11 protein-coding genes are annotated in these 11,135 nt (G+C 72.2%); 10 read left to right on the top strand and 1 reads right to left on the bottom strand.

Annotated features, from left to right (window positions below; genetic code table 11):
- Positions 1-99 precede the first annotated feature (99 nt).
- The 6 genes from DBP14_RS20345 (at position 100) to mscL (ending at position 6,166) form a co-directional block, all read left to right on the top strand.
- Positions 100-1,596, top strand: coding sequence for a potassium/proton antiporter (locus DBP14_RS20345; protein WP_129308586.1), 1,497 nt, complete (start codon positions 100-102; stop codon positions 1,594-1,596).
- A 297-nt stretch (positions 1,597-1,893) separates the two neighbouring features.
- Entirely contained in the window at positions 1,894-3,189 is a 1,296-nt protein-coding gene (locus tag DBP14_RS20335) for an MFS transporter (RefSeq protein WP_129308585.1), read from the top strand.
- A 67-nt stretch (positions 3,190-3,256) separates the two neighbouring features.
- Positions 3,257-3,601 carry an FmdB family zinc ribbon protein gene (locus DBP14_RS20330; RefSeq protein WP_129308584.1) on the top strand — a complete coding sequence of 115 codons (345 nt, stop codon included), beginning with the start codon at positions 3,257-3,259 and terminating at the stop codon, positions 3,599-3,601.
- A gap of 177 nt (positions 3,602-3,778) precedes the next feature.
- Positions 3,779-4,612, top strand: coding sequence for an S-methyl-5'-thioadenosine phosphorylase (locus DBP14_RS20325; RefSeq protein WP_129308583.1), 834 nt, complete (start codon positions 3,779-3,781; stop codon positions 4,610-4,612).
- Positions 4,613-4,771: 159 nt separating this feature from the next.
- Positions 4,772-5,440 (top strand): hypothetical protein, encoded by a 669-nt coding sequence (locus DBP14_RS20320; protein WP_241740985.1) that lies wholly within the window; start codon positions 4,772-4,774, stop codon positions 5,438-5,440.
- 216 nt (positions 5,441-5,656) lie between these two features.
- Positions 5,657-6,166: a large conductance mechanosensitive channel protein MscL gene (gene mscL, locus DBP14_RS20315; RefSeq protein WP_277752717.1), complete on the top strand. Its 510-nt coding sequence runs from the start codon at positions 5,657-5,659 to the stop codon at positions 6,164-6,166.
- Positions 6,167-6,185: 19 nt separating this feature from the next.
- On the opposite strand, the gene DBP14_RS36145 is transcribed toward mscL, so the two are convergent.
- Entirely contained in the window at positions 6,186-6,362 is a 177-nt protein-coding gene (locus tag DBP14_RS36145) for a hypothetical protein (protein ID WP_164992370.1), read from the bottom strand.
- 137 nt (positions 6,363-6,499) lie between these two features.
- Here DBP14_RS36145 and DBP14_RS20310 point away from each other — a divergent pair, with 137 nt between their 5' ends.
- The 4 genes from DBP14_RS20310 (at position 6,500) to DBP14_RS20295 (ending at position 11,122) form a co-directional block, all read left to right on the top strand.
- Positions 6,500-7,735: a low temperature requirement protein A gene (locus DBP14_RS20310; RefSeq protein WP_129308581.1), complete on the top strand. Its 1,236-nt coding sequence runs from the start codon at positions 6,500-6,502 to the stop codon at positions 7,733-7,735.
- Between the two features lie 101 nt (positions 7,736-7,836).
- The gene (locus DBP14_RS20305; RefSeq protein ID WP_129308580.1) at positions 7,837-8,865 is read left to right on the top strand and encodes a P1 family peptidase; all 1,029 of its coding nucleotides are present in this window, start codon (positions 7,837-7,839) and stop codon (positions 8,863-8,865) included.
- Positions 8,866-8,987: 122 nt separating this feature from the next.
- Positions 8,988-10,217 (top strand): Ig-like domain-containing protein, encoded by a 1,230-nt coding sequence (locus DBP14_RS20300; protein WP_206739312.1) that lies wholly within the window; start codon positions 8,988-8,990, stop codon positions 10,215-10,217.
- Positions 10,218-10,375: 158 nt separating this feature from the next.
- Positions 10,376-11,122 (top strand): DUF6227 family protein, encoded by a 747-nt coding sequence (locus DBP14_RS20295; protein WP_129308579.1) that lies wholly within the window; start codon positions 10,376-10,378, stop codon positions 11,120-11,122.
- Positions 11,123-11,135 lie beyond the last annotated feature (13 nt).

Raw genomic sequence — 11,135 nt, 5'->3', positions numbered from 1 at the left:
GTCAAGAGTTAGGTAAGGTAACGAAGTAACGGGACCGCGCACGCACGTACCGGGACCGCGCCAGCACTGCCGTGAAAGTACTCAGGGGAGGAAGCGCCGCTGACTGTTCACCACCTCAACCAGCTTCTGCTCGTCGGCTCAATCGTCCTGCTCGTCGCCGTGGCGGCCGTACGGCTCTCGTCCCGCAGCGGGCTCCCCAGCCTGCTCGTCTACCTGGGCATCGGCATCCTCATGGGCCAGGACGGCGTGGGGCACATCCACTTCGACAACGCCGAACTGACCCAGGTCATGGGATACGCGGCCCTGGTCGTGATCCTCGCCGAGGGCGGTCTGGGCACCAAGTGGAAAGAGGTCCGGCCGGTGCTGCCGTCCGCCTCCGTGCTGGCCACGGCGGGCGTCGCGGTGAGCGTCGGGGTCACGGCGGCGGGCGCGCATCTGCTGGTGGGGCTGGAGTGGCGGCAGGCCCTCATCATCGGGGCCGTGGTGTCCTCCACGGACGCGGCGGCGGTGTTCTCGGTGCTGCGCAGGATCCCCCTCCCCGCGCGCGTGACGGGCACGCTGGAGGCGGAGTCCGGCTTCAACGACGCCCCGGTGGTCATCCTGGTCGTCGCCTTCTCCACGGCCGGCCCGGTCGACCACTGGTACGTCCTGCTGGGCGAGATAGCCCTGGAGCTGGCCATCGGCGCCGCGATCGGGCTCGCGGTCGGCTGGTTCGGCTCCTGGGGGCTGAAGCACGTGGCCCTGCCGGCCTCCGGTCTCTACCCGATCGCCGTCATGGCGATCGCCGTCACCGCCTACGCGGCCGGCTCCCTGGCGCACGGCAGCGGCTTCCTGGCCGTCTACCTGGCCTCGATGATGCTCGGCAACGCCAAGCTCCCGCACTGGCCGGCCACGCGCGGCTTCGCCGAGGGGCTGGGCTGGATCGCCCAGATCGGCATGTTCGTCCTGCTCGGTCTGCTGGTCACCCCGCACGAACTGGGCGACGACGTCTGGCCCGCCCTGGTGACCGGCCTTGTGCTCACCATGGTGGCCCGCCCGCTGAGCGTGGTGTTCAGCCTCGCGCCGTTCCGGGTGCCGTGGGCGGAGCAGGCGCTGATGTCCTGGGCGGGACTGCGGGGCGCGGTGCCCATCATCCTGGCGACGATCCCGATGGTGAACGGCGTCGCGGGCAGCCACCGCATCTTCAACATCGTCTTCGTCCTGGTCGTCGTCTACACGCTGCTCCAGGGGCCGACCCTGCCCTGGCTGGCGCGGACCCTGCGGCTCGGCGAGAAGGGCGAGGCGGCCGACCTCGGCATCGAGTCGGCGCCCCTGGAGCGGCTCAGCGGGCACCTGCTGTCCATCTCCATCCCCGAGGGCTCGCGGATGCACGGCGTCGAGGTGGCCGAACTGCGGCTGCCCGCCGGCTCCGCGGTCACCCTCGTCGTGCGCGGAGGAGAATCGTTCGTTCCGCTGCCGTCGACGGTGCTGCGGCACGGGGACGAACTCCTCGTGGTCGCCACCGACCCGGTCCGCGACGCGGCGGAACGCCGGCTGCGGGCGGTCGCCCACGGCGGCAAGCTGGCGGGCTGGCTGGGCACGAACGGGACGCGCTAGCGGCCGCAGGGGTTCATTTCGGTTTAAATGCGCCCCAACACGCCCCTAGGGAGCCGCTCAATCCCAGGCATACGTCCCTGACGTGCTCGCTTTCACAGGCACACAAGCCCTTGATCCCTGTAGGATAAAGGCACACTGATCGAACCAACTCCGCCTGACGCAGAGCTGGCGCGACCGTATGGCGGCCGGGACACCCTTATCGCAGAGGCTCCGGTATCTACCGCAGTTCCGCGCGAGAGGACAGCTTTCGGCGCCCCCACGACGGGCGCGCTACCAGGCCGAAGAAAGGCACGGGCCGTGGCGTCCACGGTCACCAGCGAGCAGGCGGCGAACTCGCCCGCTCCGCCCCGACCGGGATACGGCCGGCTGCTGCGCACCCGCGGCGCCTGGACGTTCCTGCTCCCCGGCTTCGCGGCACGCCAGCCGTTCGCGATGCTCACCATCTCCATCGTGCTGCTCGTCCAGCACACCACCGGCTCGTACGGCGCCGCCGGCGCCGCCGCGGCCGTCACCGGCGTGGCCATGGCCCTGTTCGCGCCGTACAGCGGCCGTCTCGCCGACCGCTACGGGCAGCGCGCCGTCCTGCTCCCCGGCGTCCTGGTGCACACCCTGTCCGGGCTGACGCTGACGGCGCTCGCCCTCGCGCACGCACCCCTGTGGGCACTGTTCGTCGCGGCCGTCCCGACCGGCGCCTCGGTGCCGCAGATCAGCCCCATGGTGCGGGCCCGCTGGGGGGTGAAGCTGCGGAACTCGCCGCTGATGACCACCGCCGCCGCGTTCGAGTCCGTCACCGACGAGCTGACCTTCGTCTTCGGCCCGCTGCTGGCCACCGCCCTGTGCACCTCCGTCACCCCGGCCGCCGGCCTGGTCACCGAGGCCGGGCTGACCCTCGTCGGCGGCCTGCTGTTCGCCGCCCAGAAGGGCACGCAGCCGTCGGTGACGCCCCCGGCCGGCCACGCGCGCGCGGAGCACGTCTCCGCGCTGCGCATCCCGGGCGTGCGCGTGCTGGCCGTGACCTTCCTGGGCATCGGCTCGGTCTTCGGCGGCATGCAGGTCGCCCTGGCGGCCTTCACCGAGTCGATCGGCGAGCCCGGCCTGAACGGCGTCCTGTACGGCACCTTCGCCGCCGGCAACATGCTGTCCGGCATCGCCTGCGGAGCCATCGCCTGGAAGGTCGCCCCGCAGCGGCGCCTGGTGATCGGCTACGTCGCGCTCGCGCTCACCGCGTCCGCCCTGTGGACGGCGCACTCCGCGCTGCTGCTGGCGGGGCTCGGCCTCCTGGTCGGCATGTGCATCGCCCCGGCGCTGATCACCGGCTACACCCTGGTCGAGGGGCTGGTCCCGGCCGGCGCCCGCACCGAGGCGTTCACCTGGCTGACCGGTGCCGTCGCGCTGGGCCAGGCCGCCGCCGTCACCGTCGCCGGCCAGCTGGAGGACCGGCTGTGGGGCGGTGCCGGGTTCCTGGTGCCGATGGGCGGCACGGTCCTGGCGCTGGCGACCCTGCTGGCGCTGCGCTCGCGGCTCGCGCCCCGCGCGCGGAACCGCACCGTCGCACGTGGCGTCGGTCACCGCGTGCCGGTGACAGTGGACTGATCCCACGGAATACGTCACTATGGACCGTCGTTAGCACTCATTGAGTGAGAGTGCCAGGAGGAAGACAGTGCCGACCTACCAGTACCAGTGCACCGCGTGCGGCGAGGGCCTTGAGGCGGTGCAGAAGTTCACCGACGACGCCCTGACCGAGTGCCCCAGCTGCCAGGGACGCCTGAAGAAGGTGTTCTCCGCGGTCGGCATCGTCTTCAAGGGCTCCGGCTTCTACCGCAACGACTCCCGCGGCTCCTCGTCGAGCAGCAGCTCGGCGTCGAAGCCGGCCGCGTCGAGCTCGTCGTCGTCCGACGCCAAGTCGTCCTCGTCGGCCTCGTCCTCCTCCTCTTCGACGTCTTCCTCGTCGACGTCCTCGTCGTCCTCCTCCTCGACGGGTTCCGCGAGCAGCTCGGCCGCCTGAGATCTTTTCCGGGGACCCTGCCGTCGTACGACGGCAGGGTCTTCGGCGTTGTCCGGCACCGGTCTGGGGCACCGGCCAGCCCGGCACCGGTCTTCCGGCGCCGGTCTCCCGGCACCGGCCTCCCGCGTCCCCGTGGGGGCGTCTCGCGGGCTCGCACGCTCGTCTAATGTGCTTGTCATGGCGAACGCAGAGATCGGCGTAATCGGCGGCTCGGGTTTCTACTCGTTCCTCGACGACGTGACCGAGGTCCGGGTGGACACCCCCTACGGGCCGCCCAGCGACTCCCTCTTCCTCGGCGAGATCGCCGGCCGGCGGGTCGCCTTCCTGCCCCGGCACGGCCGCGGCCACCATCTGCCGCCGCACCGCATCAACTACCGGGCCAACCTGTGGGCGCTGCGCTCCGTCGGCGTCCGCCAGGTCCTCGGCCCGTGCGCCGTGGGCGGCCTGCGCGCCGAGTACGGGCCGGGCACGCTGCTGGTGCCGGACCAGATGGTCGACCGTACGAAATCCCGCGAGCAGACCTACTTCGACGGGCTGCCGCTGCCCGGCGGCGGCCTGCCGAACGTGGTGCACGTGTCCATGGCCGACCCGTACTGCCCGAACGGCCGCGCCGCCGCGCTGAAGGCGGCCCGGGGCCGGGACTGGGAGGCGGTGGACGGCGGCACGCTGGTCGTGGTCGAGGGGCCGCGCTTCTCGACCCGCGCCGAATCGCTGTGGCACCAGGCGCAGGGCTGGTCGGTGGTGGGCATGACCGGCCACCCGGAAGCGGCCCTCGCCCGTGAGCTCCAGCTCTGCTACACCTCGCTGACCCTGGTGACCGACCTCGACGCGGGCGCCGAGACCGGCGAGGGCGTCTCCCACGAGGAGGTGCTGCGCGTCTTCGCCGCCAACGTGGACCGGCTGCGGGGTGTTCTCTTCGACGCGGTGGCGGCCCTGCCGGAGACGGCGGCGCGGGACTGCCTGTGCGTGGACTCGCTCGGCGGGATGGATCCTGGGTTCGAGCTGCCCTGAGGGGTGTTGGGCGTTGCGAGGGCGGAACTCCGCGTTCGGGTGAGCGAGTTGTCCACAACCCGTCGGTAGTCCACGGGCTCCGGCGGACTTCGGCGCGAGGCGTCATCGTGGCAGGGCCAACCGGATCCCTCGTCGCAGGCGGTGACCCCCATGCCCGTCATGTCCTCGCCCTCCTCCCTCTCCTCCGTCCCCTCCGTCCCCTCGCTCTCCTCGCTCTCCTCCCCGTCCTGGTCCTCCTCAGCCTTGCCGCACTCGCCCGCCGGGCCGCCGGTCCGCCTCCCGCGTCCGCTCGGCACGGACGCGCCCGCGACCCGCGAGGTCCCGGACTTCGCGCCCGTGCGGGTGCGCGGCGGGCGGTACCGGCTGCAACGCCTCGTACGGCGGCGCGGGCGGGCCGTGGCGGCCGGCCTCGTCGTGACCGCGGCGGCGCTGGTGGCGGCCGGGCCGCGGACCGCCGCGGACCCGCACCCTGCCGAGCATGCCCGTGGGCGTCCCCTGGCCCGGCCCGCACAGCGGCCCGGCCCTCCGGGAGCGGCCGTCGCTACCGCCGGCGCACGGATGGTGACGGCGCCGGTGCGGATCGCGGACGCGGCGACCGTCCGGCTGCTGCGCCCCGGCGACCGGGTGGATGTGATCGCGGCGGAGGACCCGGCGACCGGAGGCCGGGCGCGGGTGCTCGCGCGCGGGGTGCGGGTGGCGCAGGTCCCCGAGCCCCTGGCGGACACGGAGGGGGACGGCGCGCTGGTCGTGCTGTCGGTGCCGCGCGGTGCGGCGGCCCGTCTGGTGGGCGCGAGCGCGACGGCGCGGCTGGCGGTGACCCTGTGCTGACCCCGACCCCACGGCCCCGTCCGCTCGACGGCCCCCCGGCCGGACCCGCGATCAGCCTCCCGATCGCTCCCACGACCGGTCCCACGATCGGCCCCACGATCGGCCCCACGATCGGCCCCACGATCGAGCTACAGGATTGGACACGACGGCCGCTCGGTGCCGTATGTTGCGGAGCGCTTTGTTCCACACCCTGTCGATACGAGGAGAGTCCCCGAGGTGAGCGCGAAGAAGGAGAAGACGGAACCGAGCGTCTTGCAGGGCTTCAAGGCCTTCCTGATGCGCGGCAACGTCGTCGATCTGGCGGTCGCGGTGGTCATCGGCGCCGCGTTCACGAACATCGTGAACTCGGTGGTGAAGGGACTCATCAACCCGCTGGTCGGCGCGGTCGGCACGCAGAACCTGGACAACTACAGCACGTGTCTCAGCAGCTCGTGCAAGGGGACGCACGGCATCCAGCTGATGTGGGGCTCCGTGCTCGGCGCGACGCTGACGTTCCTGGTGACCGCGTCGGTGGTCTACTTCCTGATGGTCCTGCCGATGGCGAAGTACCTGGCCCGGCAGGAGGCCCGCCGCAAGGCCCGCGAGGGCGTTCCGGCGACGGAGGAGGGCGTCGAGGTGACCGAGCTGGAGGTCCTCAAGGAGATCCGGGACGCGCTGGTCGCCCAGCGCGGCGGGCAGCACGACGCGATCATCAACCAGCGGGGTCCCCGGCACGACGCCCGCTGAGCGCTCTCCGGGCGGTCGCTCAGAGGTGGTGGGGCGGCTTCTCGTCGAGGAAGCGCTTCAGGTCGGCCGCGCTGTCGGCGTCCCCGCGCTCGCCCCACCCGCGGTCGGTGTCGTCCGACGACTGCTGGTTCAGCGGGTCGTCGAAGATCAGCGCGGCCTTCGGGTCGCGGGGCGCGGGCTCGGGGGCGGTACTCATGCCTCCAGGGTACGGCCCTCCCTCCGGCCCACCGGGGGCACGGGACCGCCGACCGGGGGTCCAGGACAGCCCATCCGCTTGTGCACTTGTGAATCTGGCAACAGGATTTCGGCCCGGATTTCTGCTGTCCTGGGGGCATGACGTCGAGTTCCGCTGCAGCCTCCGCCTCACCGAGCGCACCCCAGCGCCAGGGACCCCTGCGCCGACTGACCGCACGCGGGCGCGACGAGCCGCACCGCGTCTCGTCCCCGCTGGAGCTCTTCTTCGACCTGTGCTTCGTCGTGGCGATCGCCCAGGCGGGTGTGCAGCTGGTGCACGCCGTCGCCGAGGGCCACGCGGGGGCGGGGATCCTCAACTACGCGATGGTGTTCTTCTCCATCTGGTGGGCGTGGGTCAACTTCACCTGGTTCGCGTCGGCGTACGACAACGACGACGCGCTCTACCGGGTCGTCACCCTGGTGCAGATCGCCGGCGTACTGGTGCTGGCGGCCGGGGTGTCCCGTGCGTTCGACCACCACGACTTCCTGCTGGTCTGGCTGGGCTACCTGATCATGCGCGTGGCGATGGCAGCGCAGTGGCTGAGGGCCGCGAGGTCGGCGGCCGGCGCGGAACGGACCGTGGCGCTCAGGTACGCGGCCGGGGTGCTGCTGTGCCAGGTCGGCTGGCTGGGCCTGGTGCTGCTGCCGGAACCGGCCCGGCCCTGGGCGTTCCTGGTGATGGTGATCGTGGAGCTGGCGGTGCCGGTGTTCGCCGAGCGGGCCCAGGAGACGCCCTGGCACCCGCACCACATCGCCGAGCGGTACGGCCTGTTCACGATCATCGTGCTCGGGGAGAGCGTCGCCGGGGCCACGGTCGCCGTGAAGTCCGCGGTGGACGACCACGACGCGCTGGGCGAACTGCTGCCGATCGCGGCGGGCGGGCTGCTGATCGTGTTCGCCGCGTGGTGGATCTACTTCGTGGTGCCGATCCACGGGCACCTGCGCTCCAACGGACAGGCGTTCCTGTGGGGCTACGGCCACTACCTGATCTTCGCGTCGGCCGCGGCGATCGGGGCGGGCCTGGAGGTGGCGGTGGAGCAGGCGGTCGGCGCCGCGCACATCTCCACGCTGTCCGCCTCGGCCGCGGTGACCCTGCCGACGGCGCTGTACCTGCTGACCGTGTGGGTGCTGCACTCACGGCACTTCAAGGTGGGCATCGCCCAGCAGCTGGTGCTGCCGGGCACGGCGCTGCTGGTGATCTGCTGCACCTTCCTCGGCACCTGGGCGGTCCTCGCGGCGGGCCTCGTGTCGGCCGCGGCGGTCGCGACCGGCACCACCCTGACGGCCCGCATGGCCTCCCGGGACCGGACCCTGCCCACCACACCGGCGGCCTGACCCGACGGGGTCCGCGGGTCCGGGCGACGCCGGCAAGCCGTGGAGCGGCGGCCCGCCACGGAGCCGCCGTCGTCCGTCGCCGCTGCGCCAGACTGGCCCCCATGACAGTGGACGCATTGACGGATGTGGCCGGGCTGCGCGTGGGACACGCCGATCGCCGTGGGGACGGCTGGCTCACCGGCACGACCGTGGTCCTCGCCCCGGAGGGCGGCGCGGTGGCCTCGGTGGACGTGCGCGGCGGCGGTCCCGGCACCAAGGAGACCGACGCGCTCGACCCGCGCAACGTGGTGCGACGCGTGGACGCGGTGGTGCTGACCGGGGGCAGCGCGTACGGACTGGACGCTGCGTCCGGGGTGATGGCCTGGCTGGAGGAGCGGGGGCGCGGGGTGCCGGTCGGCGCGGACCCGGCGCACGTCGTGCCGGTGGTGCCCGCCGCGTGCGTCTTCGACCTCGGCCGGGGCGGGGACTTCGGCGCCCGTCCGGATGCCGCGCTGGGGCGTGCGGCGGTGGAGGCGGCCGCGGCGAGCGAGCCCGGCGCGCCGGTGCGGGAGGGCTGCGTGGGCGCCGGCACGGGAGCCGTGGCGGGGCGGCTCAAGGGCGGGGTGGGCAGCGCGAGCACGCTGCTCGGCTCGGGGATCACCGTGGCCGCCCTGGTCGTGGCCAACGCCGCCGGGTCGGTCCTGGACCCCGAAACGGGCGCCCTGTACGGGGAGTTCTTCCAGGGACGGGTGGAGTACCCGCGGGCGGCGGTGCACGAGGCCGCGCGGCGGCGGCTCGACGAGGCCGCCGCCCGGAACGCGCCGCCACCGCTCAACACCACGCTCGCGGTGGTCGCGACCGACGCGGACCTGTCCAAGGCGCAGGCGCAGAAACTGGCGGGCACGGCACACGACGGCATCGCCCGCGCCGTACGACCGGTGCACCTCCTGCACGACGGCGACACCGTGTTCGCCCTGGCGACCGGTGACCTCCCGCTCGACGGCCACCCCCTGGCCCTCAACGAGATCCTCGCGGCCGGCGCGGACCTGGTGACCCGCGCGATCGTCCAGGCGGTCCGGGCGGCCGAGCCGGTGGACGGACCCGGTGGAGTGTGGCCGTCGTACGGCGAGTTGTACGGCTCCAGACCGTGAATTGTCGCGGTTCTGTCACGTCAGGGCGCTGACGGTCACCGGCGGGAACCTGCCCCGGTGTCCCGGCCCTCTCTCCTGACGCCTGGACGGACCACGCACATCACACCAACCTGGAGCAGCCCGTGACAACGCCGGACACCGCAGCGCGGCGCACACTGGTGGCCTGTGCCGCCCTGATGGTCGGCGCCCTCACCCTGACCGCCTGTGGCGGCAACGCCAGCGCCAGCGACGACGGCAAGGCCACCGGCAGTCACAAGGAGAGCACCCCGAAGACGTCGACGGCGAAGATCGTCATCTCGTCCGAGGACGGGGCGACCAACGCGTCCATCAACGCGACCGGTGTGAAGGTCAGCGGCGGCAAGCTGACCGATGTGAAGATGACGGTCGCCGGGTCGGGACAGGCCGTGGCGGGGGCGATATCGGCGGACGGCACCAGCTGGAAGCCGAAGGCCCAGCTGGAGCGCGGCACGAAGTACCAGATCGCGGCGACCGCGAAGGACGCGCACGGGCTCACCGCCGCCGCCAACTCCATCTTCACCACCGTCACCCGGGCGAACAGCTTCATCGGCACGTTCACTCCGGACAACGGCACGACCGTCGGCGTGGGCATGCCGGTGCGGTTCGACTTCGACAAGGCGATCACCGACAAGAAGGCCGTGCAGTCGCACATCACGGTCGACTCCAGCAGCGGCCAGCAGGTGGTGGGCCACTGGTTCGGGAACAACCGGCTGGACTTCCGTCCCGAGCACTACTGGAAGGCCGGCTCCAAGGTCACGGTGAACATCGACCTGGAGGGCGTGCAAGGCGCGAAGGGCGTCACCGGCGTGCAGAAGAAGACGGTGTCCTTCACCGTCGGACGCTCGCAGGTGTCCACGGTCGACGTCAGCACCCAGACCATGACGGTGGTCCGGGACGGCAGGACGATCAAGACCGTGCCCGTCTCCACGGGCAGCCCGCAGCACACGACGTACAACGGGCAGATGGTGATCTCCGAGAAGTTCCAGCAGACCCGGATGGACAGCAGGACGGTCAACCTCGGCGGCGAGTACGACATCCCCGACGTGCCGCACGCGATGCGCCTGACGCGGTCCGGCACGTTCATCCACGGCAATTACTGGTACAGCCGGAGCAATCCGCCCTTCGGCCGTGAGGGCACCAGCCACGGCTGCGTCGGCATGGCGGACGTGAAGGGCGGCCAGGGCGCCACCAACGCCAAGTGGTTCTACGACAACTCGCTCATCGGGGACGTCGTCGTCGTGAAGAACTCCCACGACAAGACGGTGGACCCGGACAACGGCCTCAACGGCTGGAACATGTCCTGGAGCGCCTGGGTCGCCGGAAGTGCCACCTGACCGGCAGGGTTTGACGGCGGGGCCGGGTCGCGCGGGAACTCCTCGCGCGGCCCGCGCGTTTTCCGGGCAGACGTTTTCCCGGTTCCCGAGCACGATGTCCGACCGAGGGGCTACGGTATGCACCCACAAGGTGACATGCAGCGATGCCGGGAGAAACCTTGAGCGTTCCGTACGAGACGGCAGCGTACGAACCCGCCGAGTCGCCGGAGTCTCCGGAGGAGCACCTCGCGCGACTGCTCGGCCGGGCCCTGAACTCCTTCGAGCTGCCCGACGAGGTGCTGCGACGGCTGGACTGCGCGCTGGCGCACGACAGTTCGCTGCACTCCGCTCACCACAGCGCGGGCCTGCACCGGGAGACGTACCGGCACACCTGGCTGCTCGCCGACGGCTCGGCGGTCACCCTGTGGGAGCTGGTCCACAACACCGCCCCGGGCGGCGGCACCGAGCACGAGGTGTACGTCGACGAGGAGGAGCTGCACACGGCCACGAGCCGGCTCGGGCTGCCCCCGCACACACCGGACTTCGAGCTCCCGGCCCTCACGCAGCTGTCGGCGATCCCCGAGCCCCGGCACGTGTACGCGCCGGAGGACTCGGCGGACCACGTGCGCCGGCTGCTGCGCCGGGCGGAGAACACGGACCGGCCGGACCGCGAGACGGCGGCCCTGCTGGCCACCGCGGCGGGCCACCAGATCACCCAGGCGTTCGGCCGCCCGGCCCGCACCGGCCACACTAACCTGAGCCTCGCCCTGTACGAGCACGCCTTCCTGCTCCCCGACGGCAGCGAGGTCTCCCTGTGGGAGGTCGAGCACACGGCCACCCCCGACGGCCGCCACATGTGCGAGGTCTACACCACAGAAACGGCAGCCCGCACAGCAATGGAACACCGAGCGACCCGCCAGCCCTGACCGAGGCAGAAAC

The organism is Streptomyces sp. L2 (assembly GCF_004124325.1).
In the GTDB taxonomy this organism is placed as follows: Bacteria; Actinomycetota; Actinomycetes; order Streptomycetales; family Streptomycetaceae; genus Streptomyces.
This window is presented reverse-complemented; position numbering and strand designations above follow the sequence as displayed.